This is a genomic window from Polynucleobacter sp. CS-Odin-A6 (genome assembly GCF_018882095.1).
In the GTDB taxonomy this organism is placed as follows: domain Bacteria; phylum Pseudomonadota; class Gammaproteobacteria; order Burkholderiales; family Burkholderiaceae; genus Polynucleobacter.
The window spans coordinates 172734-198675 of record NZ_JACVPD010000002.1 but is presented as its reverse complement, the minus strand read 5'-3'; the positions used below and the strand labels follow the sequence as shown (position 1 = coordinate 198675).

Sequence of the window (25942 nt, the reverse complement as noted above, 5' to 3'; positions counted from 1 at the left end):
CTATCATGAATATAGACTTAAAAAAAATTATTATATTTTTTACAAAAAATAAACTTAAGCTTCAGAAATTAATTGCAATTTTTAGTAATTTATATTATCTGAAGATTTTTATTAAGTTTCGTGTTGCGCCTTCTATCGAGCATCTTAACACTCTTATGGGGCTTAACTGTAAGACTATTGTGGATGTGGGTGCCAACATGGGTCAATTTAGTATTCTTGCGATAGATATTTTTCCTGATGTAAAAATATTTGCGTTTGAGCCATTGGATAGCCCATTTAAAACTTACTCAAGAATTTTTAAAGATAATTCAAAAAAAATAAAACTTTTTCGTTATGCGTTAACATCGCGTGATGGTGTGAGCAGGATAAATATCTCTAAAAGGAATGATTCATCTTCGTTGCTTGATATAACTGATTTTCAAAATAGTATTTATAAAAACACATATAAGATTTGCGAACAAATGGTTGAAACTAGAATGCTCGACTCTGTACTCAAATCTAGTGATGTTGAGAACCCATCGCTTATTAAAATTGATGTTCAAGGTGGAGAACTAGAGGTCTTATTGGGATCAATTAATTTATTGGAAAAATTTAACTGGATTTATGTTGAATGTTCTTATGAGGAGTTTTATAAGAATCAACCGAGGGCAGACGATATTATTGAATTCCTTGGGTTTCATAACTTTAAGCTGGAGAAAATTTGTAATCAGGAAATTATAGGAGAAAAAATAGTGCAGGCAGATTTTTTGTTTAAGTCTGAAATTATATAATGCGCATCTTGGTCTATTCACTGAACTACAAACCAGAGCTAGTGGGTACTGGAAAGTATACGTCAGAAATGGTTGACGAACTCCTAAGTTATGGCCATGATGTAAGAGTGGTAACAGCTAAACCCTTTTATCCTCACTGGAAAATTGAGGAATCATATAAAAAAAATTTTTATATGGTGAAAGACAATATAATTTACTGTCCTTTATGGGTGCCAAATAAGCCCGGCGGAATGAAAAGAATTTTTCACTTGCTTAGTTTTGCACTTACAAGTTGTTTTCCTGTTTTTAGATTAATTAGCTGGCGTGCAGATCTAATTTGGACCGTAGAGCCAACGCTTTTCTGCGCCCCCGTAGCCCTACTTTATTCAAAAATCACACGCGCAAAATCTTGGTTACATATTCAGGATTTTGAAATTGAGGCTTCATTTGCATTGGGAATATTTAAGTCGAAAAGCCTGCAAAATTTAGTCCTTTTTATTGAAAGAATTTTTCTTAATAAGTTTGAGTTTATTTCAACAATTTCAAAAAAAATGTCTTACAGACTAGAGCAAAAAATTAACAAAAAATGTAAGCTGAAATATTTTCCAAACTGGGTTGATGTTAGACATATTTATCCAATTAAAAAAAATAAAGATGATAATTTTTTTGCAAAAAAATTTAATATAAAGAACGAAGATATAGTTTTGCTTTATTCAGGAAATTTTGGGAGAAAACAGGGGCTTGAGATAATAATTGAAGCCGCATCTAGAATTGAAAATTTAATTAATTTAAATAAAAAATCACCTATCGCAAATATGAGCGCCAATTTTCGTAATATTATTTTTTTTATGTGCGGCGATGGTGAGGAGTTGGATAGCTTGAAGAAGATTGCATCTAATCTTTCAAATTTAAAATTTATTCCATTTCAATCATATTCCATGCTAAATGAGTTACTTAATCTTGCAGATATTCATTTAATAACGCAAAAATCGCAGGTCGATAGCTTAGTCCTTCCGTCAAAATTAGGAGGAATATTTGCAAGTGGCCGTCCGGTTATTGCTACGGCTGCGCAGGAATCAGATCTTGCAAATTTAGTGCAGGGGAAGGGGTTGTGTACCCCCCCTGAAGATTTGGATAAATTTATTGACGCAATATTGGAATTAAGTTTGTCTGACTGTTTGCGTGAGAATTTTGGTGCGGCTGCTAGAAAATATGCAGTTGAATATTTGAATAAACAAACTATTATAAAATCTTTTGAAAGAGAATTTAATGATAAAGGCCGAGAATAATTTAATGAAAATATCATCTCATAACAAATTTTATATAAAATATTTTGAAATCAGCATTCTAATTTTAGCAATAGTTTATGGAATTCATGATTGTTACTATAGACAAGATCCTCTGGCAATTTTTGTAATCCAAAGTAAATTAATTCTAGATGGATTTGATATTAGTTACATAGATCAGCCAGGTATTTTAATTAATTACCTTTCAATCCCTATCCTCTATATATATGGGCTTTTCTCCAAATCAAATGGTGGAATCCCTGGTTTCTTTCAAGCAAATATTTATTTATATTTTTTAAATTATTTAATTTTACTATTTGGCTTTTATAAGCTGGTAAATTTGATTGATAAGTTTATTTTTGAAAAATTTCTATTTGCCCTTATTATTATTAATCCTATAGTTTTAACCATTATGGGTTCGGCTGATGGTTATGCATATGCTTTAGCAATAGTGGCTGTTTCGCAGATAGAGGTTGGCGGCAACATTATTAAAAATTTAAAGGGAATATTTTTTTTGGCATTATCAGCAACAGCTAAATCCCTGTATTTAATAGATTTTATTTTTATTTTTCTAGCAATATTTAACAGTCGTAAAAGCTATGCAGATAATTTAAAAAATTTATTAATGACTATAGTTGTAGTCTTGTTTTTTTTACTTATAATTATATTTTTTACAAATTTTCCAGTTTTAAGTCACTTTAAATTTGTCCTTAGTCCAAAAATTACAAATTTCGACCATATTAATTTAATAGATGCCATTAAAAATAATCTAGTTGACTTAATTTATCATCCTGAAATATATTTATTATTTTTATATACATTTTATTTAATAATTAAATCTAATACTTTAAAAAATTCTGAAACTTTTTTTCTATTATTGATTTTAGTAGTTGTAAGTTTTTTTACGCTTATTCTTGTTTCTGCCAGGCCATATAAATCGGATGTTTATATTTTTTTGTTAGTGCCTATATATATTGCTATTTTGAAATTAATAACTAACAATCAACTTTTAATTTACAAATTAAGCTATTTCTCTAAGTATTCTGCTCTACTAATTTTAGTTATTTTTCAATTAAATCTATACATGCGTGAGGAATTAGAAATTAAATCACATAAAATTTGGTATCAAGAAATTGGTGCTGTCTTGAGAGGGTTTGATAGTCTGAATGACTTGAGAAAATCAAATGTCGACTACGAAAAATTATTCTTCTGGTGTAGGTTGCCAGATGGATTTTCCAGTGGAATATACAGCGATAGGTTGATCAAAGAAACTTATGACTATTTCCGAAATAATTACTAAATAAATTTTATACGACGAGCAGCGAAAATTACCATTCTTAATAATAGCCATCCATGACGCCATCGAGAAATATTTGTTTCTCCATATTGCCTAGCGCGGTAGCGAACAGGGATCTCACTTATCTTTAGGTTTAATCTTGCCGCACCAAATAGTAGATCGAAGTCCCCAAATGGGTCAAAATTTCCGAAGTATGCTCTATTTTTTTTAATTTTTACATAGTTTTTTTTCCAAAGAACTTTAGTCCCGCACAAGGTGTCTCTGATTGGTTGACTCAGTAGCCAGCTAAAAGCATATGCAAAAAATTTATTTCCAACTAAGTTAGCAAATCGCATTGCTTCTTTTTCCATGGGATATATTAGCCGTACTCCATTAACAAATTCAGCAGTGCCGTTGGCAATCAGATTAAAAAAACGTGGTAAATCTTCTGGTGGAACGGTAATGTCTGCATCAAGAATCATCAATATGTCACCGCTGGCCATTTCAAAACCCAATCTAACTGCGTCCCCCTTGCCTTTGCCATATTGTTTAAATATTTTAATATTAGAAGATTGACTCTGGCTGATTGCTTCAAGAATGGCAGAATAAGTATCGTCTGATGAATTTCCTTCTACAAATATTATTTCTGTACCGCCGCCCATTTCAGGCACTCTCTCTAATATTTCTTTTATATGTCCAGCTTCATTTCTTGCAGGTATTATTACTGATACGGTGGGGTTCTTTTGAATATACTCTCCTAGTGGTCTTGCCACCATAAAGTTTGATATATTCAGAAGGCGAAATGGAAAAATCTTTGCAATGTATTGATTTAAAAAATTTGAGAATAAAGGAATATATAAGGGTAATAGAATCTCACTCCATTGCTTTAAGGGCTGAAAATTTGAAATCTCCAAAATGTTTTCCATATCTTCAATGGTTAACCAATTTTGTAGCATTGAAGGTTGTATGAGACCAAGTTTTTGCGCTAGCCTTAAGGGCAAATCCCATAAATGACTATGGAAGTTTAGAATTAGTCGAGTATCAGAATTGCAGTATGACTTGATTGCTTCTAAGGACCTTTGAACATCCCATAGATCATTAACTAGATCTGAAAGAATGATATATTCAAAGAATCCTAGATCCTTTTGAATATCATTTGCATCAGCTGTAATAAAGTTCAAATCAGGATACTTATTGCTGGCTTTTGACAATATTTCGGGGCAAAAGTCTATACCAACACCCCTAGATGGCCTTAGGCTCGATAGAAGATCCCCCTCGCTACAGCCTATTTCCAATATAGAAGAGTATGGTGGAATAATATTTGAGTAAATTAATTCAATCTTATTCTTGTAGTAGCTCGAAAATATTGACCCGAGAGGTTTAATCTGTAAATGTTTGTAGAATAACTTCCGTTGACTTTGATAGTCACGAGCTTCTTTTTGGTAAAAAGATTCTATTGGCATAGTTTAATAATTATTCATACAATTTAAAATTTCTTGAATATTAGTTTTTTTAATTAAATTTAATTGCTTATGACTGTCAAGAATATATGGCTGATAAATTAGTAAATAATAACATGGTTAAATGAAAGGCTTTATGACCAGTTGCATAAATTTCCCCTATCGCGCTGACATTGATGGCTTAAGAGCAATTGCAATACTACCAGTAGTCCTTTTTCATCTTTTCCCCAACCTAGTAAGTGGCGGTTTTATTGGGGTCGATATTTTTTTTGTGATATCTGGGTTTTTGATTTCTACCGGTATCCTGTCGCAATTAAATGATGGTGCTTTTAGTTTTTCTGGCTTTTATGCCCGTAGAATCAAGCGCATTTTTCCATCTTTGCTGGTGGTCCTTGGCTTCTGTTTGGTTGCCGGATGGTTTTTGCTGCTGGCTGATGAGTATGCAGCCCTTGGTAAGCACGTTGCAGGCGCAAGCGTATTCATTTCTAATCTCATCCTTTTTAAAGAATCTGGTTATTTTGATGTTGCTGCCGAAACCAAGCCTCTTCTCAATTTGTGGAGCCTGGGAATAGAAGAGCAGTTCTATTTAATTTGGCCAATTATTCTTTGGCTTTCTTTTAGAAGCAAGGCCATTTTACTTAGCACTTTACTTGCTGTTGCTGCCCTATCTTTTTTATTAAATGTTTCTCTAATTGCGTCTAATCACGAATTGGTTTTTTACTTACCATTTGCTCGTTTCTGGGAGTTAGTAGCGGGTGCTTTTTTGGCATGGCTTAATTGTGCCGATTGCCCTAAATTCGGGCCAATCAAATACGCTACGAGAAAATTAAAAATAAATGTAGATAAGCATCGACAGATCTTTGCTAATTTGCAATCAGTATTAGGTTTAAGCCTGATTTTAGGTGGCTTATTTTTTATTAAATCTGGTCCAAATTTTCCAGGATGGTCTGCATTGCTTCCGGTAGTTGGGTCCATGTGCATCATCGGCGCGGGTAGAGATGCTATAGTTAACTCCAAAATTTTATCTAATAAAATTTTTGTTTGGATTGGTCTCATCAGCTTCCCCTTGTATTTGTGGCATTGGCCGCTTATATCTTTTGTTCGCATAGTTGGCGGTGTAAATTTGACCTTGCAAGAGGGGGTTGCTTTACTTGTAGCCTCTATTTTTTTGGCGTGGCTGACATATCAATTTGTAGAAAAGCCAATTAGAAAATCACAGAAAAATATGAAGAAAGCAGTTTTTGCGCTAGCTTTCTTAATGACAATTTTAGGTTGCATCGGTCTAATCATTTATCTCAAGGATGGCTATCCCTCAAGATTGGTGGCGATAGGGAATTCACATTCGAGTTCATATGACATTGCTGATGGCGAAAGAATAATATTCGGAAACGTAGATTCGCTAAGAAAAATTTTAGTATATGGGGATAGTCATGCAGGTCATTTAACTAAGGCGTTAAATGACGTCCTTGGGAGGGAATATCAATTAATTTACATCAAAGGATGTTTTTTAGGGGAGAATATCTCACTTCCAGATGATTGCAATGATCTCGATTCATATAAAAATTCTATTGAATTGCTAAAGGAATATAGAGGTCAAAAATTAGATGCGGTAATTACATCGCAGCGCTGGACTAGGCATGGAATTAATGAAGAAAGAAAAATTCATAATGCCCTTCTTGATAGGATAAATATTTTTGGATTGAGAGCCTCGCAAGTTTTTATTATTGGAGAGGCGCCCGAGGTTGACAGGCAGTGTGAAATAGCCGCTGCAAGCATGCCTTTTAGAAATTATCTACATGGAAAATGTAATGACTTCAAAGCTAATAAAGCTTGGATACATGAGTTTATAAAAACATCTAGTGAAATTAATTTTCCAGATAACGTTCACCTAATACAGCCTTACAACATGATTTGCCCAAATGATCATTGCATAGTAGTAAGAGGGGATGGGGTGGTAAACTTCAACGACACCCATCACTTTTCTTTTGAGGGATCCTATCCGATTGTCCAGGAAATCAGCAGGATTTTACGCTTGAACTCGGCATTAACTAGTCAATAGTAATTTTATAAACTCCATAATAGCCTTAGATGGGCTAGTATCTTTTCCTGTGAATTAAACGGATTAAGTACTACTTCTGCATTTAAAGGTAGCTCATAGGATGAGTCAATCCCAGTAAAGTTCTTAATTAATCCCTGCCTAGCTTTCTTATAGAGTCCTTTGGGGTCCCGCTTCTCGCATTCCTCTAGCGGGGTGTCAACAAAAATCTCTATAAATTCACCCTCTGCAAATTTACTTCTAGCCATTTCTCGATCCTTTTGGAATGGGGAAATAAAGGTTACGAGCACTATTAAACCAGCATCAACCATCAATTTTGCTGCTTCAGCAACGCGGCGTATATTCTCAATCCGATCAGCTTCGGTAAAGCCTAAGTCATGGTTTAGGCCATGGCGCACATTATCCCCATCGAGGATGTAGGTATGCTTGCCGATTTGATAGAGTTCTTTTTCCAGAGCATTGGCAATAGTCGATTTTCCTGAGCCCGAGAGGCCAGTAAACCATAGGCACATCGGTTTTTGTTGTTTTGAGGCTGCTCTAGCTCCTTTATTGATTTCAAAAAACTGGTTTTGAATATTACTTGAGCGTCTAAGTGCAAAATGTATCATGCCGGCACCAACAGTATTATTGGTGACGCGATCAATAAGAATGAAGCTTCCCATGGCGCTATTTTCTAGATAAGCATCAAATACAAGGGGCTTATCTGTCGCGATATTGCATTCGGCGATTGCATTGAGGTCTAACTTATCGGCTGCCAATTTCTCAAGGGTATTGACATTAACTTGATGCTTGATTTTGGTCACAGTTACATTCACTGTTTGTGTAGCCAATTTGAGTAAATAGCTTCTACCGGGGTAGAGGGGCTCTTCGCTCATCCAGACAATTTGGGCATCAAATTGGTCGGCTACAGTTGCAGGATCTTGCGGCTTACTGAGGACATCACCTCTAGAGATATCTACCTCTTGGGTGAGTGTCAAGGTTATTGCTTGCCCTGCAATTGCTTTCTTAAGAAGACCGTTTTTAGTCACTATCGATTTGATGGTGGCCTCTTTACCAGAGGGATGAATACGGATTGCATCACCTGGGGCAATTTCTCCGGAGAAAATCGTGCCTGCAAAACCCCTGAATTCATGGTTGGGGCGATTGACCCATTGCACGGGCATCCTAAAGGATCTTTGGAGCGCTTGGCCTTGCTCAAGGGGTACTGTTTCTAAATAACCCATTAATGTTGGGCCACGGTACCAGCTCATTTGGTTACTTGGAGTGGTGATGTTATCACCTGCCAGAGCCGACATCGGGATCGGCGTAAATTTTAATTGGCAAGATTCCCCATTCTGTTTTTGTAGACCTTGGATAAATTTCAGATAGTCTTGAACAATGTTTTCATAGACGTCTTTATCGTAGCCCACTAAATCCATTTTGTTTACAGCCAAGACAATCTCTTTAATGCCCATCAAAGAAACGAGATAGCTATGTCGTTTGGTTTGCGTCAAGATACCTTGTCGTGCATCTACTAACACAATGGCTAGATCCGCAGTCGAGGCGCCAGTAATCATATTGCGGGTGTATTGCTCATGGCCTGGGGTATCGGCCACGATAAATTTACGTTTATCGCTTGAGAAGAATCGATAAGCCACATCAATGGTGATGCCTTGTTCGCGCTCGGCGGCCAAACCGTCGACAAGCAGGGCGAAGTCTAAATTTTGGCCTTGAGTACCCAATTTTTTGGAGTCAGCCTCCAGCGCTTCTAATTGATCTTCAAACAGCATTTTAGATTCATAAAGCAGGCGACCAATCAGGGTGCTCTTACCATCGTCAACACTACCACAGGTGATAAAGCGTAGTAGCGTTTTATATTGATGATTTTGGAGATACGCCTCAATATCTTCATTAATCGAATCAGCGTATTGGCTTTGATTTGCCATTAAAAGTAGCCCTCTTGTTTTTTCTTTTCCATAGATGCAGCATTGTCATGATCAATCATGCGGCCCTGACGCTCGGAGGTTTTAGTTAGTAACATTTCTTGAATAATTCGTGGCAACGTATCTGCTTGAGATTGAACTGCGCCGGTTAACGGATAACAGCCTAAGGTTCTAAAGCGAACCTTTTTGATCATCGGAACTTCACCGGGGGCTAGCGGCATACGTGCGTCATCTACCATAATGAGCGTGCCATCTCTCTCCACAACTGGATGCTCTTGGGCAAAGTATAAAGGCACAATCGGAATATTTTCTCGGTAAATGTATTGCCAAATATCGAGCTCAGTCCAATTGGAAATCGGGAAGACTCGAATGCTTTCGCCCTTATGTTTTCTGGTGTTATATAAATTCCATAATTCTGGACGTTGCTGTTTAGGATCCCAGCGGTGTTGACTATTGCGAAACGAAAAAATACGCTCTTTGGCGCGCGATTTTTCTTCATCACGTCGTGCGCCACCAAAAGCCACATCAATGCCATACTTATCTAAAGCCTGTTTGAGTCCCTGGGTCTTCATGATATCGGTATGGATTTGTGAGCCATGGGTAAAAGGGTTGATTCCTTGTGCCACGCCATCTGGATTCATGTGCACAAGCAGTTTAAACCCATGCTCGTATTTCATTTGATCGCGAAAGGCATACATATCTTTAAACTTCCAGCCCGTATCGACATGAAGTAATGGAAATGGCAGCGGGGCTGGATAAAAAGCTTTCAATGCCAAATGTAGCATCACAGCACTATCTTTACCAATAGAGTAGAGCATCACTGGATTATCTGCCTCGGCAACAACCTCACGCATGATATGAATGCTCTCTGCTTCAAGGCGTTCCAGATAGGTGAGGGTATTTTGGTCTAATTTAGACTTTTCTGACGGAGTTTTTTGCTTATCTGAAGTCATTGATACTATTCTTTTTGATTGCGTTTTTGGGGTTACAGATGATATGTCGATACCAGCAACTGGGTTTGAAGTATCCCTGAGTAATACATGCTGATTATTATTTGCAACCCACGAAACTAGTTTCGGCGTGTAAGAAAGCCCGGCAAAGTGTAGTTCCAGAGCAATGCCTGCTGGGTTGGTATCAAGTAATTTTTGGCAAAATTCGACGTAACTATCTTCATTAAGTGGGTATGTATAAAAGTTCCAAAATAGCTTGCCACGAAGATCTTTTGCATAGAGTAAACAGTAATCTTGCTTGGTGAATTTGATGTTGGGTAATTTCAAATCCGTGCCAACAAAAACACGAAACTTTTTTTGCGCTGCTTTTCCCAAAATAGTTGTGCTTGCTTGCTCATTAGCATGGGGAAGCCAACCCCATTCTTTTAGCAGGCGCATTGCACCGCGCTTATTTACGAGTCTAGAGTGTGAACCAAAATTACCGTGCCCAGCGTTTTGAAATTCCATAAGCCATTTGGCTAATGAATCAAAGGTCCAAAGTTGCTTTCTTTTTTCGTGAAATAATTGCTTCCAAACGGTTTCCCATTGCCCTAGAGTATTTATATCTTTTGATGTTTTGCGTGGTCGACCTACTTTTCTTTGGATTACCGCTTGCAATCCACCGGCTTGATAGGCTTTATTTAAGGCAATGATTGTTGGCGCGCTCAGGCCTGTTGCCTCTTGAATTTGAGCAATCGTTGATCCAGATTGACGCAATTGAATTGCTTCCTTTCTAAGGCTTAGAGAACTTTTCTGTCGATTTAGGCTAGCTTTGGCGTTCATGCTTTATATTAAACAACAATATTATTTAATATGTAAAGTATTTTACTGACTATAATCATTTTCATTTAATCATGCATCCAACAGTAGGTAATTCAAAGGTTTAAGGACATTCAAATGCTTATATTGGCGGGTTTCTTGGTGGGTGTAGTAGTGGGTTTGACCGGAGTTGGGGGCGGGGCGCTAATGACGCCCTTATTGCTTTTATTTTTTGGAGTGGCCCCAGTAACTGCCATTGGCACTGATTTATGGTTTGCAGCCATCACCAAAATGGCTGCAGGCAAAACGCATCACACCAAGGGTTTGATTGACTGGCAAGTATTGCATTATCTTTGGATGGGAAGTTTGCCGGTTTCTGTCATCATGATTTTGCTGATGCGGGGCGGCTATATAGCCCTTGAAACATCCTCCTTGAAGGATGCGGTAGCCATTGCAATCCTGATTACTGCTGTGAGCATGTTGTTTCAAAAACAACTTCATGTGATTGGCAAAGATTTCCGCTTAAGTGATGCGCAGCACTTTAAATATTGGCAGCCAACTTTGACTGTTATTGCAGGGGCGATATTAGGCGGCTTAGTAACTTTAACTTCAATTGGCGCAGGTGCCGTGGGTGTAGTGATGTTGACCTATCTTTACCCTTTAAGACTCACACCCGCTAGGCTGGTTGCAACCGATATCGTGCATGCTATTCCATTAGCTATGTTTGCTGGCATGGGCCATTTATTCATTGGCAACATTGATTTTGGTCTGCTAGGCTGGCTCTTAATTGGTTCTATCCCAGGTGTGCTTATTGGGGCGACGCTATCCAGCAAGTTGCCGCAGACGCCATTGCGAATCTGCATTGCGGTAGTTCTTGCTTTAGTCGCAATCAGGCTTTTAGCCTAAATAGAGATGTGATGCTAGCTTATTCAATGCCAGACTCGATTATCTAGCTGATAGTTTATCCTTAATAGTATGACTATTACCAAATTTGCTCCTCTAGGTTTTACTGAGCAAGCGATGATTGATCATTTAGTTCCGCTGATAGATATTTACCCGTGCTTTGGACCTACTTGCATTCGGAATACCCCAGCAGGACATGCTGTAGTGATAGGGGTAAGGGGTAGATTATTAACATCGAATAAAGAGCCGATTATTTATAAACCAAGTAATATTTTCAACCCCAACTTTTTTGTATATGGGTTTTAATATTTCAGATACAGACTCATCAAATCATGAATAAAATTCACGAGCCCGCTCAGGCTTTTCCTTATACGCCCCCAACAGATGAGATATTGCAAAAATACTCTCATATCTTTGAATTAAAAGATCCACTTCCGCCTCGTTTTTTTAAGGTTTTATTTGATAAGTTAATTGCAATTTTCCTTTTAGTAATTTCAACACCAATTCTATTGGTGTTGAAATTAGCCTTTTTGGTAGAAGGTTGGTTGATTCCTGAAAATAAGGGCTCTATGTTCTTTTACTATAACGGGATTAGCGCCGGAAAGATTATTCCCAAATACAAGATTCGCCTAATAAAAACAAAATACATTGAGCCTGAGGGCGCTAAAAGACACGACTGGATTGCCTATTCTGCGGAGTGGACGCCAGATAGTCGAACTTATGTTGGTCAATTTGTTAAGAAGTTTTACTTAGATGAGTTGCCTCAATTTTGGAGTGTTCTCAAGGGCGATATGAGTATTGTTGGGCCGCGTCCTCTATCTGTTCTGCACTATGAGCGAGATCGAGCGCAGGGAAACGTCACTAGGTTTTTGCTGCGCGGGGGCCTTTTGGGTTTGGGTCACATCAACAAAGGAACCTCAGAGATGGGTAATCCTATTTACGAGTATGAGTATGTTGATCAATATCTCAAGTGCTCTTCCTTTGGACTGCTTTGTCTAGATCTTTGGGTAATCTGGAGAGGCATTTTGGTGATTATTAAAGGTGGGGGACACTAATTTTTAGTAAGCGCCAGCAATTCTCCAATGGCTGTTGAAAGCTGTCTTTGCAATGTAGTTTGATAGCGCATTAGACGATCTAATTGATCTAAATCTGGAGTGGTGGAATATACTTTTATTTCTAATAATTTTGCGAAATCAGAAATCTTTTGATTTCGCCGAATACAGCGAGAAATTTCATTTGAATGCCACTCTGCTACACGTTTTAATTCTTTCAGGTCAACTTGCCCAATGGCTTCATCAAGTGCCTGCTCAGAAATCACAGGTTTCTCATTTAGGAATATAAATCTAACATTCAAGCCGAGCGCAAAATGGTTTGAATTATCCTCCTTGAGTCTTGGTATCTTTTGATCGATGTAATCCTTAACACTCAAATTTTGCTTTCCAGCCTCATGTTGTAGATGCTGACATAGCTTAGGCGTCTTACCCAAAAATTCTTTATCGCTTGTTGGTCTATTGGGTGGGTACAAAGACCACACCTCCATCGAGAATTCAAATGGAAACTACTCTAAAAATTCATTATTACTACTAATACCAAAGATGCCGTTTGCTATAAGGTCGGCTATTTTCTGGTCTATATCAAGAGTTTTCAAAAGTGTGTCATAAATACTTGATGTAGCCCTGCTAATTTGAAACTGGGCATCGATCGTATTTTGTATTCGCTCTAATTGAATATTAAGTTTTGCTATCTGCTCTAACTGAATTCGAACGAGAGGATTTTGATTTGGGTGGGGTTCCTTCAAATCTTCCAATAAAGTAATGTAATGCTGATGCTCGGCATCATTAAGTAATTTTGGTGAAGTTGCGCCATGGGTTACCGCATTTTTGGATGAAGTACTTTTTCCAAATGTAGTAATAGGGCCTGTAGATTTTTTCTTCGCTGATATTGTGATGGATCTACTTTTCGTTTTATTAGTATTGGCTACAATATTCCCCATATTTTTAATGATCGGTAGGTGCTATTTGCTCAACATAACGCATCACGGTGTTTGTTTTTGACCATCTTCTACGATTCATAATATTTGGAAGACTCACCCCTTCCCGCAATAAATCTTTAGCCGCACCCACATGCATCGAGTGACCGCTAATATTTTTAATGGCATCGCAATTTATCTGAGCTTTATTGACAATCTTTTTATAAATTCGGGCTAATTGACCGCAACATAGTTTTTCGCCAATCTTATTTCCTCTATTAATTCCTCTAAAGATTTGTCCCTGTCAAAGATTCGCAGCAATTAACCATTCTTGGAGTGCCACGCTTCCTAGCTCTGATAGGTGCAGCCATTTTCCTCGGCTATTTTGATCGCTTTTGCTTTTTCGCAATTTAATGGAGAGGCAAAATCTCTGTTGGGTTGTGGAAACATTTTTTGTAATATCCTGCACCATTAAATCGACTAATTCACTTCGTCTGCACAGCGTATCGTAGGCTACCTGCAATAACGCCCTATCTCGGATCCCTCGCAGATCTAGCCCCGTTGCTAACAGCATTTTTTGCAAGATGTCTTTTGTTATGGCGGCTACTTGTTTGCTGAATCTACCTAATTTTCTGTGCATTTTGCGCATTGCTAGTTGTACATCACAATCTTTCGTGGGATCCTCAAGGCGATTGAGTTTGTGGATGGTTGAAATTAAAACTAGGATTCGGCGAATATAGGTTGAGGTAAATTTGCCATCACTTAGGCTATTGATATAGTTGCTGACAACAGATGGGTGCGTGGATAGCGGGGCAGTTTGATTTTCTTTGCAATAGATGATGAAGGTATTGAAATGTGCTCCAAAGGCTCGAATGGTTGCTGGGGCGTAGGCGCCTTCTATTCTTTGTAGAGTTTTGATAAGCAGTCTAGATGCGTTATCCTGTTGCAGTTGAGCTGATTTCATAATTTAAAGAAACTAAAAGTGTCAATAATGACACATTATATGTCTAATGATTACAGGTGCGCAAGTGCGGGCTGCAAAGGCCCTTATTAGATGGTCTGGATCTGATTTGGCCGATCAGGCCGGAGTTAGCTTATCCAGCATTCGTAGGATCGAGGCTTTTGATGGAGTGCCGGATTCGGCCAGCGTCAAGGTACTGCATGCAATTCAGCAGACTTTTGAAGATGCTGGAGTTGAATTTATTGGCTCTCTAGAAGAGGGGCCAGGCGTTCGCTTAAAGTTGAAAAAATAGCTTTTTGCGAAACGAACTATCTTGTTTCAAGTTGGTCTAAATAGCGGTTTTGCAAGAAGCGCTCGCTAATGCCATGTAGCACTCCACTATTCTTGACTATCCAATTTTCTTTCAAGGTGTAGCCACTTTGGAGTTTTAAATCTAATGATTCTTGAGTAGAGCCAAACATACAAGGTGATAAAGAGTAGTGACGCGCTGATTAGGATTGGGGTTGATTGCCACCATAGTAATGCTGGTGTAATGCTCAAGCCAGCTAGCACCCACAGGTAAGGGGCAGTTCTAGAGTTAGCTGAGAACCAATTTTGATCTTGATGCTTATTCATTAGAATGCGACGGTATAGCAGGGTGTGAAAGTGGGTGCCATCAGGTTGGCCAGGACTTTTCCCTTGATGAATCTTCCGCCTGTAAATGGTGAAGAGTGTTTCAGCAATAGGGTAGCCATTAATAAGAAGGGCAAACCAAGGAGAAATCTCCTGATGCCTAAAGACGATTAAGACGCTAAGGGCTGCAATCCAAAATCCAATGAGATAAGCGCCACCATCACCTAAAAAGATGAGCCCTCTCGGGTAGTTCCAGATGAAGAATCCGGCAATGGTACCCACCATAATAAGACTCAGGTAAATGATGGTTGAATCGCCAAAGAGGTAGGCTACATAGCTAATCGCCAATAGGGTGATGATCGCGACCATACTTGAGAGGCCATGAAAACCATCAATAATATTGTAGGCATTCGCTAAACCAGTCATGGCAAATATGGTGAAGGCAATGCCAAAAAAAGGAATAGTAAAAATAAGGTCAAGTATTGGGATGTCGAGCCTAAGAATCTGCGCCTGCAATAGATAGACAATTAGGCCTGATGACATGGCCGTAAAAAATAATCTTTTGCGAACGCTAATTTTTTTGGTGATGTCTTCAGTAACACCAATGGCAAATGTGGGAATAGCGGAGATGAGTAGACTTAATTCTAGGCTGGCATTAGGCGAATTTATTAGTCTTAATACTATAGCCAGTAGCAATCCAATTGCGATCGAGATTCCACCAATTCTGGGGACAGCAATCTTATGAAATTTTTGAGGTCCAGATAAATCTAAGTCTGCCGAGAAGCGGCTGTGCAAATGATTAAATCGGATAATCAATAGGGTGGTAATCAGCGAGGAGAAAAATGCGATTAGTAAACCAGTCATAGAATGATTATAAATTCTAAATTCATCTATTTACCTTTTAGCCTGCAATATATTTGTGAATTCATTGGTAAGTTTGTATCTTGGGGTCTGAACACCTCCAGGTTAAGTGACTCCAGGTACTATGTAGCTTTTAATAAATAACTAATAGCAATTTAAGCCTCACCCCCTCCCTAGAGGGGTGACTGTTTTCCGGAAAAATTGCTTTGAACTAGGGTATAGCGTAGGGGCTTGGGTGAACCTGAAAAATTCTACAGCTATAAATCCTATCTTTTAATCAGTCTGCTCTATGCTTGGCATTAAAGACTAACTCTTAACCCATTGGTAGATGCAGTCCCTGGTAAAAATATTGCTAGGACTGTGAATGTACATGACCGCACTATTGTGTTCGATGTGCTCACAAAGAATGCGTAATTTCTCCTGTACTCGACGCTGATTTGGAACAAGAGCATCGCCGAGAACAATAACAACTGAATTTTTAGCCAAAAAAGCATTTACTAAAAAAGCTGATCCATCGGTAACAAGCAAAGTTTTACTGCTTTGTACAATATGGACTTGATCATTAAAGGCTTTTGAGTTTTCACTACTAAAAACTTTTGAGTCCTTGATGCCTCTGAGGTAGATCTCTATATCATCGGTGTCGACTTCGCGATCATTAGATTTATAGTTCCCCTTTTTTTGCCTGGGCATTAATAAATAATCAATTTCTTTACTTACTTTAGTTTGATGAAACTGCTCTGAAAATTCAACTAGCATTTCCTTGAATTTGTCATGCTCTGAGAGATCGTTGATTGACGTGCAGGGATTTACAAATATGCAGACATTATTTTTTTCAGAAAATTTAGTGACAACTCGATCTGGTGAGATGCCAAAATATTCCAAGATCTGCATCTTATATCCTCTTGACCCCATAGAATAAATTTTAGAATTTGGGTAGGCATCAAGAATAGCCTTTACTTTAGGGAGCCAGATGGCGCTTTCAAAAAACCAATGCCCAAATGCGTCGTGATGTATGGTGTCTATTGCAATATAAATTGGGGTCGAACCACTTTTTAAGCTCTCCGTACCACTTTCATAGCTCGGGCTGAGAGCCATAATTTTCCAGGAATTAAAATTGCAATGTTCGTAAGATAGAACATCACGCACTACGGCAAAGTCTGATCCTTTAAAATTTTTATTAGCTGTTAGGATGATTTCATAGGGATCATTTTTAAGCCACCGAGTTACGGGTTTCAAAAGCCTTTTGATTGGCTGGACAACCCTTTTATTTGCAGACTTAAAAAACCGCCTAATATGTTTTAGTACATTCATAAATAATGGTTGTATGGTGATATTAATTGAATGCTAGTCAGATCCAAGGAGCGCTTTTCTATTACGTATCGGCAACACTTTGATGGGTGGTTTGGCTATATTTTTTTAAAATGAAAGCAACCGCAACCATAAAGCTGGTTATCGGTACTTTGTTTATTAGCGTTTGCGGTAAATTTCCCGGCGTCATCAACGTAGGCAAAATTAATCAAGTCAAAGCCTGAGAAATACTGGAGGATTTGTTCGTACGCGTAAATTCGATGGGCATTGTATTGAATGATGGACTGAGAGCCCATAGGGACTACAAATATTAGATCCCCATTCTTGGCGGTAACGCGTTTTAATTCAGCTATGGCTTTCAGGTCCCCACGTGGATCTAATGGGTCTCCGTATCGCTCTAGTCCAATATGCTCTACTACGTGCATACAAGAGATCGAGTCAATAGAATCATCCGCGAAAGGCAGGCTCATGATGTCGGCTCGTTTTGACTCTAGCCCTGATAAGTGTAGTTGTGCCGGTCGATAGTCGTAAAACTCTATCGGGATGAAAGCCGAAACCATTGAAACAAATCTTAGACATGAAGAAATATCGACATGTAGTTTTGGTCGCGTGTTTGCCAGCACCCTTGCGGCCCACGCTGTATGAAAAAGATAATGCGCATCAAAACCTGTGGTCGATGTAGCATCATCAAGGCAGGGATAACGTTTTTCCCATTCCATGGCAAATCGATTATCTTCCAGAGCCGGACGATTTTTATTAAAGCTTTTTGCAAACTTTGCATTACGTAAATACTTTTTAAATAGATTCATTTTTTTTATGTAACTTTAAATGTTGTGTTTATTTTACTGTTTGCAGTCAAAATGTTGTACTAAGCCGTTAAGGCACCAAACTTAAGAACAAAAACTCAAAGAAGATAATCAAGTGCACTACACCCTGCAATAGGGTAGTCCTGCCAATAGCCAAGGTAAGTGCCCCAATAAAGAATGACAGGTACATCAGGGTCATATTCAGGCTGCTGATTCCGAGGCTGAGTGGCAGATCATAGATGATCGCGATTGCCGCAACTGTTGGAATGGTAAGTCCGATGCTAGCTAGCGCAGATCCCAGCGCCAAGTTCAAGCTACTTTGCAGTCGATTTGCCCTTGCGGCTCTTACTGCTGCATAGGCTTCTGGCATCAACACCAACATAGCAATTGCGATACCCACAACTGTTTTTGGTGCACCCGCCATCTTTACCCCGGCCTCAATAGCCGGATTGAGTGCTTCGGCTAATCCTACCACCACACCAAGTGATATGAGCAGTAGCAGTGCGCTAATACTAGTTTTGAGATTACTAGGTTTATCGGCATGTGCACCTCTATCTGTCTTTTGCTTTTCTGCTTTGGGGAGGTAGTAATTTCGATGGCTCACTGTCTGAAAAAATAAGAAAGCCCCATAAAGAGCAAAGGAGGCAATACCTGCAAAAGCCAGCTGACTCTGAGTAAAGTCTGGCCCCGGCGTACTGACGGTTACCATGGGCATTACCAGGATGAATGTGGCTAAGGCGGTAAGTACGGCTAATGCTGAGTTTGTACCCTCATTGCGAAATGACATCTCATGATGTTTAAAGCCACCCATAAAAATGCATAGCCCAATTACACCGTTAATCACAATCATCACCGTTGCAAAGACGGCATCTCGCGCAATAAATTCAGAACCTTCATGGCCAGCCAGCATCATGGCGATGATGAGGGAGACCTCAATAACAGTAACGCTAATGGATAGCACTAGAGTGCCGTAGGGCTCCCCAGTTTTGTGGGCAATGACTTCGGCATGGTGAACAGCTGATAGGACGGCACCAACGAGGGTAATGCCCATGAAGACGATGAACCAAGTTTGGCTGAGAAGATTTGTCATGCGGCTATGTGGGTCTAGGTAAGGCGCTTAAATTCAGGGTAAGCTTAGATAATTAATGCTGATAGTTTAAAAGGTTTATATGCAGGGAATCATCTTATTTGGACATGGTGCCCGCGATGCCCGCTGGCGCGAGCCATTTGATCGCTTAGTCTCTCTGTGGAGAGCTCAGCACCCCAACGTTCTGGTCGAGCTAGCCTTCTTAGAGCTAATGGAGCCTAGTTTGGAGGAGGCTATTGCTTTCCATGCTAGCGCTGGGGCTTCAGAGGTTTTGATAGTGCCCGTTTTCTTTGGTCAGGGCGGCCATTTGCGCAACGATTTCCCAGTTTTACTGTCCGCTTGCCGGGAAAAATTTCCTGTAATTACTTTAAGCGCTACGCCGGCTGTCGGTGAGGATGAGGCTGTCTTGCAGGCTATTATCGATTTTGGAGCTAGAGCTCTGTAAGTCATTTATTGGGCTGTTTTTCTGCTGCTTTTCTCTCAAGGCTTCACCCACCATAATCAGTGCAGGTGAAGCAGTATCAAACCAATCATTCGCTTTTCCCTTGGCTAGCTCTCCAAGAGAACTAGACCAATGACGCTCATTCTTGGTACTGACTGCTTCCAGAATATGTACAGGAGTATTGCTAGAGTGATATGAGCTGTTATCTATTAATTGCTTGGCAATGTTTGCAGCATCTTTGCGACCCATGTAATACACCAAGGTATCGGCTTGTGGATTTTGAATTAGTTGCGGTTGATCTTCGATGTTGGATGAAGTTTCAGTGCCCTGTGCCAAAGTAACAAAAGCCACGCTGCGGGAGACACCGCGTAATGTGAGGGATTGCTGAATCGCTGCGGCACCAGCTAATGCTGCTGTAATGCCGGGCACTACCTCTACTTCAATATGGTGATTCTTAAGGGCTTGAATCTCTTCATCTGCACGGCCAAACATCATGGGATCGCCACCTTTTAGACGAACAATCACTTGATATTTTTGAGCCGCATCAATCAAACGCTTATTGATAAAGTGTTGAGCAGAAGAAAGCTTGCCACAACGTTTACCCACAGGTTCTTTAATGGCTTGAGGGCATAAGTCAAGCATAGCGGGATCCACTAATGCATCATGAAACACGATATCAGCCTTTGCCAGTAGATTGGCTCCACGCACGGTAATAAGATCAGCTGCGCCAGGACCGGCGCCAACTAAATACACTTTACCGAGTTTGTTTGGATTGCTCATAATGTATCTGTGGTGCCTTTGACTTAGATGGCCGCTTGAGTGCTACGAGTGGCACGCCAGCTGTTTTGTGTTGTCACACCGTAAAGATCAAATTGCTTCAGTCCGATCTCGAGGTTTTGATCAGGACGCAGCTCAAAAGTATCAAAACCTACACGTGCCCCTTGTAAGAGTTGATCAATTAAGACATCTCCAATTGCACGGAGCTCACCTTGCCATTCAAAGCGATCTCTTAGTAGGGCTGCGGTACTAAAACTTCTACCATCTCTAAAGATGGGGAAGTGAGCAGCTATAACCGGCCAGCGGTTTTTGCCTTCTTCAATAATGTCAGCATGCTTGAGAATGTCATCATCTGCAGCAAACCAAACACCAACTCCACCTTTATTTGCCCTGTCTGCGATATCTGAGTTTTTATGATGTGTAATCCACCAATGAAATGGCACTAATACCTTGTGCAATCCATACACTAAATCCGGAATGCTACCTTCATCACGCTCACCATCCCAGACCTGCCATTCATTAGCGATGAGGGTGGGCTTACCGCCTTTGGGGTAGTAAATAATCTGCTGGTTCATAGTCTTTCCATGATTAAGCTAGCGCTCCTTTGGAGTGCTTACCGTTGTTCATGTAGGCCGCTTCTTTGAATGGGGTTAGGCCTAGGCGGCGGTAGGTGTCAATAAACGGCTCGTCCGCAGTTCTTTGCTCTACGTAGGTATTGATGAGACTAGTCATGACATCAGGGATTTCATTAGCATAGAAGGAGGGTCCAATCACTTTGCCGATAGATGCTTTATTGCCTTGTTCCCCACCTAAAGTGATTTGATACCACTCTTCACCATCTTTATCGACACCCAGTACACCAATATTGCCTACGTGATGATGCCCACAAGAGTTAATACATCCAGAAATATTCAGACTGATATCACCTAAATCAAATAAGTAGTCCAGGTCATCAAAGCGTTCTTGAATTGCTTTGGCAATCGGGAGTGATTTGGCATTCGCCAATGAACAGAAGTCGCCACCAGGGCAAGCAATGATATCTGTCAGTAATCCAATGTTCGGAAGCGCTACATGTTGCCTCTTGGCGGCTTGCCAAAGTTCTACAAGCTTGGATTGCTCTACATCAGCTAATACTAAATTTTGTTCATGCGTGACTCTCAGTTCGCCAAAGCTATATTGTTCAGCTAGATCAGCAATGGCATTCATCTGCGCGCTAGTAGCATCGCCAGGGGCAACTGTTCCATGGGGCTTGAGCGACAGAATCACACTAGCATAGCCAGGTACTTGATGGGGTTTCACATTACGCTTTAGCCAACGGGCAAATGGTGCTCTTTCTATCTCGGATGCTGTCGCCTGGATGGCTTCATTACTGATTGGCTTAAGTTTCAGATAGTCAGGCTTAGTAAAGTGCTTGGCAACACGCTCCCATTCAGCCTGCGTGAAATTATCATTACTGGGTTTTGATTCGCTGTGAAGCTGCAACCATTCGCCTTCTACCTGGCGCGCAAACTCTTCAGAGCCTAGAGCTTTGACCAAAATCTTAATGCGTGCTTTGTAGAGGTTATCTCTTCTGCCGAAGCGGTTATACACCCGCAAGAGCGCTGTTAAATAGCTTGGTAATACCTGCCAAGTTACATCTTTTTTAATCAAGGAACCTAGGATAGGGGTACGGCCCATGCCACCACCAGCATAAATATCAGCAGTCAATTCTCCGTTATTAATATTTGGATTTTTCTTGAGCTCAATACCGACATCGTGACAGAGTAAAACGGTGCGATCTTCTTTGGCACCATTGACGGCAAACTTAAATTTACGTGGCAGGTGTGCAAACTCGGGATGCAAGGTTGACCATTGACGCAGCAGTTCACAAATAGGGCGAGGGTCAATGTACTCATCTGCGGCTACACCAGCAAAGGCATCGCTGGTAATGTTGCGAATACAGTTGCCCGATGTCTGAATAGCATGCATCTCCACTTTGGCCAGTTCAGCCAAGATGTTGGGAGTCTGCTCCAGCTCCACCCAATTGAACTGAATATTTTGGCGGGTGGTGAAGTGGCCGTAGCCACGATCATATCGATCAGCAATAAAAGCAAGGGTGCGCAATTGCTTTGCGCTTAACAGGCCGTAGGGAATAGCAACCCGCAACATATAAGCATGGCGTTGGTGATACAAGCCATTTTGCAGACGTAGGGGGCGAAACTCTTCTTCTGCTAAGGTCCCGTTTAAGCGTCGCTCTACCTGATCCCGAAATTGGGTAACTCGTTGGTCGACCAAGGTTTGGTCAATGTAATCATATTTGTACATAGCCCTAGATTGTCTAGGGCTAGTGATATTTCCACAAATAATTAAATATTGTTTCTATATATGAATAAAAATATATAGATGGGTCAGAAATTTTGGCAAATAGGATTAAAGTGATAAATATTCCGCTAAACAGATTCTGTGATGTAGAATATAATAATGCATGATCCATTCATTCTTATGTAAAGAGGCTGAAGCACTTTTTAACAGCAAACCCTCTCGAAAATTCAAGAGTATTGAAAGGGTTGCAAGGCGTAAGTTGCTGCAGTTGCATGCAGCAGTTAGTTTGCTAGATTTGCGTACACCACCTGGTAATTTGCTTGAGGCTTTGCTTGGAGATAGGGCTGGGCAACATAGTATTCGCATTAATGGTCAGTGGCGAATCTGTTTTGTATGGAAGGTGGATGGTGTTTACGCAGTAGAGATTGTGGATTACCACTAAGAGATGATGATGACAAAATTACTTGATGAAATTCACCCAGGAGAAATCCTTCTGGAGGACTTTATGAAGCCTATGGGGATTACTGCACGACAGCTCTCAGCAGATATTGATGTCTCGCCGAGTCGCATTAGCGATATCGTTCACGGTAATCGTCCTATCACTGCGGATACTGCATTACGACTTGGACTGTTTTTTTCAATGGAGCCTAGATTTTGGCTCAACTTGCAGTCTGAATACGATATGAGGGTGGCAAAGCGAGACCTTCAAAGTCAGATGGAATCTAGGATCCGCGTTTTCCAGATAGCGGCCTAATTAAATATCGATCTCATATAACCAAAAAGATATAAGGGGTAAGAAGCTGGAATTCCCTAGTGAAAGAGGCTAAAGACCTTTATTCCTGCTAGGTTTATTTAGAAATTTATGTACAATAATATTTCCTATGAAATATATCAGTTTCAAATCATGATAGCCGCCAATCAAATCAAGTCGGTTACAAGCCCAGCGAGCGTGTTGGGTAAGGCGGTGATTCGGGCTGCTGACCGATTGCAGATTTCTCATGCATTGTTATCCAAGGTTCTTGGTCTCAGTGCCCCGACTATTACCCGCCTTTACCAAGGCAGTTACGAGCTGAAGGAAGGGTCAAAGGAGTGGGATTTTTCGCTCTTATTTGTTCGCTTATATCGATCGCTTGATTCGATTGTGAGTGATGACCAAATTGCCTATCAATGGCTCACGAATGAAAATCTGGGGCTGCATTCAAAGCCTATTACATTAATACAGACAACGGAGGGATTGGTACGTGTCGTTCAATACTTGGACTCCTCACGCGGTGTCGTCTGAAGCATTTCATTGGCGAAAAAGTGTTTGGCGAATGGTTGAGTCTCAGCACATCGCTTCAACCATGAAACTAGTCGACGATATATATGAGCAGGATGCATTAGAAATGCTGCTTGAAGGTAGCAAGCCAATCATGAGGGCTGGTACATCACAACTAGATTATTTGCTCGCAACCCCTTTTCGATATCACCCTAAAAGAGGTGGCTCAAGATTTCGCTCTGAAATTGATCCGGGAGTGTTTTATGGTGCACAGTCTCTTCGAACAGCAGGTGCGGAATTGGGATATTGGCGCTGGCGTTTTTTAAAAGATGCCCCAGACTTAAAATCTCTCGGACCAGTGGCACATACTGTTTTTTCCTGTGAGCCATCATGTCAGGCAGTCGATCTGAGGCGGCCACCTTTTAAAAAGGATGCCCAACTCTGGCGGGATGCTAGTCAATACATTCAAACTCAAGAAATTGCCCGTTTGGCAAGAAAAGAGAATGTACAGGCGATTATTTACGAATCTGTTCGAGATGAAATTCCGGCTTGGTGTGTTGCCATTCTAGTTCCCGATGTTTTTGTAGGCATCAAGCCAAAAGTGGATGAGCAGGTTTGGTTTCTGTCTGTTGGCCAAACTAGTGTCACATTAAAAAGTCAGGGGAAAGCATATTGCTTTTCTGCGGCGGAGTGGGGTCTCTAGAAGACAGTCTTTGAACACGGGTATATTGGCACCAGCATTCATAAAAAATAGATTGGAGATAAATTGAAAAAATTACTCATAGCTAGTGCCGTCATTGGAACGTTGGCTATCCCCTCATTCGTTAGCGCGCAGACCAGCAAAACTCCGCTACCTCTATCAGGCGCTCCTGGGCAGGGGTTCACCCAAGAGGGCCTCAAACGCATTGATGCGTTCTTTGCAGATCAAATCGCTACCAATCAAATGCCGGGTGCTATTTTGGCAATCTCTAAAAATGGCAAATTAAGTGTCTTTAAGCCCTATGGTTATCTCGATAAAGAGGCTCAAAAGCCGATGACGACCGATGCCATCTTTAACTTGGCATCTATGACCAAGGTCATGGCAACAGTAGGCGCACTTACATTCTATGAAGAAGGGAAGTTACCTCTCAATGCACCTATTGCAGACTGGCTCCCCCAGTTTAAGAATATGAAAGTAGGACAAGTAGATGCCGATGGCAAACTCACTACCACTCCAGCAAAAAATCCCATCACCATTCAAGATTTGATGCGGCACACCAATGGCTTAACTTATGGTGGGCGTGGAGCTACACCAATTCATAAGTTTTATCCTGCTGGCTCAGCTCCAGCGGCTATCAATTTATCTTCTGAAGAGTTCATTAATCAGTTGGCCGCTGCTCCTTTGCTTTATGAGCCAGGTACTGCCTGGGATTATGGTTTTGGACTGGATGTGCTTGGCATCATTGAGGAGAAAATTTCAGGTAAGCCTCTAGGAGGGGTTCTTCAAGAGCGTGTGTGGAGCAAAGTAGGAATGCCTAGTACAACCTTTCAGCTTGCTGAAAAAGACCGTCCTCGTTTGGCGCAGCCATTAGCGCTTGATCCTCTAACAGGTAAACCACAAAAGATAGATATTCTTACTCAACAAGTGAAGTTTGATTGCGGCGGTTCATGTGCTTACTCTACTGCGGGTGATTATTTACGCTTTGGACAAATGTTACTGAATGGCGGAAGCATAGATGGCAAGCGTGTCTTAGGTCCGCAAACTGTGGCATTTATGACGGCCAATCACTTAAACAAAGATATTAAAAATAATGTGAGTGGCACTGAGCCTGCCCGTGTGGGTTATGGCTTTGGCTTAGGGGTTGCTGTGAGAACCGAACGCGGCCTATCTGCTAATAATGGCAATGTCGGGGACTACTCCTGGAATGGCGCTTACGGCACCATCTTTTTTGTTGATCCTAAAGAGCAGATGGTGGTGGTCATGATGGGTGTTGCTCCTGGAGAGATCCGGAAAGTGCATCGTGAGAAGCTCAACGCATTAATTTATGGCGCGCTCGAGAAGTAAGCTTTCACTCATCTCGGGAGCAAAAATGCCTTGCATTAGGCGATGAATAAAAAAGTAAGGGATTTTTCTGGGTAAGCAGAAAGAATGCATTTGCCCCCTTTTGTTTTAAGGGAGGG

27 protein-coding genes are annotated in these 25942 nt (G+C 40.4%); 13 read left to right on the top strand and 14 right to left on the bottom strand.

Features of this window, described 5'->3' with window-relative positions; translation table 11 throughout:
- Positions 1–5: 5 nt before the first annotated feature.
- From ICN15_RS05650 to ICN15_RS05640, 3 genes are read left to right on the top strand one after another with little or no spacing between them, the layout of a single operon-like run.
- The gene (locus tag ICN15_RS05650; protein WP_216201720.1) at positions 6–770 is read left to right on the top strand and encodes an FkbM family methyltransferase; all 765 of its coding nucleotides are present in this window, start codon (positions 6–8) and stop codon (positions 768–770) included.
- Positions 770–2038 (top strand): WcaI family glycosyltransferase, encoded by a 1269-nt coding sequence (locus tag ICN15_RS05645; RefSeq protein WP_216201719.1) that lies wholly within the window; start codon positions 770–772, stop codon positions 2036–2038. Before ICN15_RS05650 ends, ICN15_RS05645 begins: the two co-directional genes overlap by 1 nt.
- 4 nt (positions 2039–2042) lie before the next feature.
- Positions 2043–3335, top strand: a complete 1293-nt coding sequence (locus ICN15_RS05640; protein WP_216201718.1) for a hypothetical protein — start codon at positions 2043–2045, stop codon at positions 3333–3335.
- Here the strand turns inward: ICN15_RS05640 and ICN15_RS05635 are convergent.
- Positions 3332–4774 (bottom strand): bifunctional class I SAM-dependent methyltransferase/glycosyltransferase family 2 protein, encoded by a 1443-nt coding sequence (locus ICN15_RS05635; RefSeq protein ID WP_216201717.1) that lies wholly within the window; start codon positions 4772–4774, stop codon positions 3332–3334. The genes ICN15_RS05640 and ICN15_RS05635 overlap by 4 nt on opposite strands.
- Before the next feature lie 121 nt (positions 4775–4895).
- Between ICN15_RS05635 and ICN15_RS05630 the strand changes: the two genes are divergently transcribed.
- Positions 4896–6830 carry an acyltransferase family protein gene (locus ICN15_RS05630; RefSeq protein ID WP_216201716.1) on the top strand — a complete coding sequence of 645 codons (1935 nt, stop codon included), beginning with the start codon at positions 4896–4898 and terminating at the stop codon, positions 6828–6830.
- A gap of 5 nt (positions 6831–6835) precedes the next feature.
- Here ICN15_RS05630 and cysN read toward each other — a convergent pair whose 3' ends face one another.
- Positions 6836–8752 (bottom strand): sulfate adenylyltransferase subunit CysN, encoded by a 1917-nt coding sequence (cysN, locus tag ICN15_RS05625; RefSeq protein ID WP_216201715.1) that lies wholly within the window; start codon positions 8750–8752, stop codon positions 6836–6838.
- Positions 8752–9702, bottom strand: coding sequence for a sulfate adenylyltransferase subunit CysD (gene cysD / locus ICN15_RS05620; protein WP_216202067.1), 951 nt, complete (start codon positions 9700–9702; stop codon positions 8752–8754). The genes cysN and cysD overlap by 1 nt, the downstream gene beginning before the upstream one ends.
- Positions 9703–10635: 933 nt before the next feature.
- Between cysD and ICN15_RS05615 the strand changes: the two genes are divergently transcribed.
- Both ICN15_RS05615 and ICN15_RS05610 read left to right on the top strand, forming a co-directional pair.
- A complete protein-coding gene (locus ICN15_RS05615) occupies positions 10636–11403 on the top strand; it encodes a sulfite exporter TauE/SafE family protein (protein ID WP_216201714.1) in 768 nt (255 codons plus the stop codon).
- A gap of 329 nt (positions 11404–11732) precedes the next feature.
- Positions 11733–12455 carry a sugar transferase gene (locus tag ICN15_RS05610; RefSeq protein WP_216201713.1) on the top strand — a complete coding sequence of 241 codons (723 nt, stop codon included), beginning with the start codon at positions 11733–11735 and terminating at the stop codon, positions 12453–12455.
- Here ICN15_RS05610 and ICN15_RS05605 read toward each other — a convergent pair.
- From ICN15_RS05605 to ICN15_RS05590, 4 genes are all read right to left on the bottom strand, one after another.
- Positions 12452–12886: a hypothetical protein gene (locus ICN15_RS05605; protein ID WP_216201712.1), complete on the bottom strand. Its 435-nt coding sequence runs from the start codon at positions 12884–12886 to the stop codon at positions 12452–12454. The two genes, ICN15_RS05610 and ICN15_RS05605, sit on opposite strands and share 4 nt — an antisense overlap.
- A 72-nt stretch (positions 12887–12958) precedes the next feature.
- The gene (locus ICN15_RS05600) at positions 12959–13393 is read right to left on the bottom strand and encodes a hypothetical protein (RefSeq protein ID WP_216201711.1); all 435 of its coding nucleotides are present in this window, start codon (positions 13391–13393) and stop codon (positions 12959–12961) included.
- Positions 13394–13397: 4 nt separating this feature from the next.
- The gene (locus ICN15_RS10965; RefSeq protein ID WP_370625428.1) at positions 13398–13634 is read right to left on the bottom strand and encodes a tyrosine-type recombinase/integrase; all 237 of its coding nucleotides are present in this window, start codon (positions 13632–13634) and stop codon (positions 13398–13400) included.
- Positions 13635–13673: 39 nt separating this feature from the next.
- A complete protein-coding gene (locus ICN15_RS05590) occupies positions 13674–14333 on the bottom strand; it encodes a hypothetical protein (RefSeq protein ID WP_216201710.1) in 660 nt (219 codons plus the stop codon).
- A gap of 46 nt (positions 14334–14379) precedes the next feature.
- Here ICN15_RS05590 and ICN15_RS05585 point away from each other — a divergent pair, with 46 nt between their 5' ends.
- Entirely contained in the window at positions 14380–14622 is a 243-nt protein-coding gene (locus tag ICN15_RS05585) for an XRE family transcriptional regulator (protein WP_216201709.1), read from the top strand.
- An 86-nt stretch (positions 14623–14708) separates the two neighbouring features.
- Here ICN15_RS05585 and ICN15_RS05580 read toward each other — a convergent pair whose 3' ends face one another.
- The 4 genes from ICN15_RS05580 to ICN15_RS05565 form a co-directional block, all read right to left on the bottom strand.
- Positions 14709–15806, bottom strand: coding sequence for a glycosyltransferase (locus tag ICN15_RS05580; protein ID WP_216201708.1), 1098 nt, complete (start codon positions 15804–15806; stop codon positions 14709–14711).
- 303 nt (positions 15807–16109) lie between these two features.
- On the bottom strand, positions 16110–17039 hold the full coding sequence (locus ICN15_RS05575; RefSeq protein ID WP_216201707.1) for a glycosyltransferase 61 family protein: 930 nt from the start codon (positions 17037–17039) through the stop codon (positions 16110–16112).
- Between the two features lie 170 nt (positions 17040–17209).
- A complete protein-coding gene (locus ICN15_RS05570) occupies positions 17210–17920 on the bottom strand; it encodes a DUF268 domain-containing protein (RefSeq protein WP_216201706.1) in 711 nt (236 codons plus the stop codon).
- Between the two features lie 67 nt (positions 17921–17987).
- Positions 17988–19007, bottom strand: coding sequence for a calcium:proton antiporter (locus ICN15_RS05565; protein ID WP_216201705.1), 1020 nt, complete (start codon positions 19005–19007; stop codon positions 17988–17990).
- A gap of 79 nt (positions 19008–19086) precedes the next feature.
- Between ICN15_RS05565 and ICN15_RS05560 the strand changes: the two genes are divergently transcribed.
- Entirely contained in the window at positions 19087–19449 is a 363-nt protein-coding gene (locus tag ICN15_RS05560) for a sirohydrochlorin chelatase (RefSeq protein ID WP_216201704.1), read from the top strand.
- Here ICN15_RS05560 and cobA read toward each other — a convergent pair.
- The 3 genes from cobA to ICN15_RS05545 are packed head-to-tail and all read right to left on the bottom strand — an operon-like array spanning position 19372 to position 22527.
- Positions 19372–20226, bottom strand: a complete 855-nt coding sequence (cobA, locus tag ICN15_RS05555) for a uroporphyrinogen-III C-methyltransferase (RefSeq protein WP_216201703.1) — start codon at positions 20224–20226, stop codon at positions 19372–19374. The genes ICN15_RS05560 and cobA overlap by 78 nt on opposite strands.
- Before the next feature lie 23 nt (positions 20227–20249).
- Positions 20250–20798 (bottom strand): DUF934 domain-containing protein, encoded by a 549-nt coding sequence (locus tag ICN15_RS05550; RefSeq protein ID WP_216201702.1) that lies wholly within the window; start codon positions 20796–20798, stop codon positions 20250–20252.
- A gap of 13 nt (positions 20799–20811) precedes the next feature.
- Positions 20812–22527: a nitrite/sulfite reductase gene (locus tag ICN15_RS05545; protein WP_216201701.1), complete on the bottom strand. Its 1716-nt coding sequence runs from the start codon at positions 22525–22527 to the stop codon at positions 20812–20814.
- Between the two features lie 160 nt (positions 22528–22687).
- Between ICN15_RS05545 and ICN15_RS05540 the strand changes: the two genes are divergently transcribed.
- The 5 genes from ICN15_RS05540 to ICN15_RS05520 all read left to right on the top strand — a co-directional run bounded on the left by ICN15_RS05540 (position 22688) and on the right by ICN15_RS05520 (position 25826).
- Positions 22688–22966, top strand: coding sequence for a type II toxin-antitoxin system RelE/ParE family toxin (locus tag ICN15_RS05540; protein WP_216201700.1), 279 nt, complete (start codon positions 22688–22690; stop codon positions 22964–22966).
- A gap of 9 nt (positions 22967–22975) precedes the next feature.
- The gene (locus tag ICN15_RS05535) at positions 22976–23278 is read left to right on the top strand and encodes a HigA family addiction module antitoxin (RefSeq protein ID WP_216201699.1); all 303 of its coding nucleotides are present in this window, start codon (positions 22976–22978) and stop codon (positions 23276–23278) included.
- A gap of 150 nt (positions 23279–23428) precedes the next feature.
- Entirely contained in the window at positions 23429–23806 is a 378-nt protein-coding gene (locus ICN15_RS05530) for an antitoxin Xre/MbcA/ParS toxin-binding domain-containing protein (RefSeq protein WP_216202065.1), read from the top strand.
- A gap of 61 nt (positions 23807–23867) precedes the next feature.
- Positions 23868–24485: an RES family NAD+ phosphorylase gene (locus tag ICN15_RS05525; RefSeq protein ID WP_216201698.1), complete on the top strand. Its 618-nt coding sequence runs from the start codon at positions 23868–23870 to the stop codon at positions 24483–24485.
- Positions 24486–24548: 63 nt separating this feature from the next.
- Complete coding sequence (locus ICN15_RS05520; protein ID WP_216201697.1) at positions 24549–25826, top strand: serine hydrolase; 1278 nt, start codon at positions 24549–24551, stop codon at positions 25824–25826.
- Positions 25827–25942: the final 116 nt, after the last annotated feature.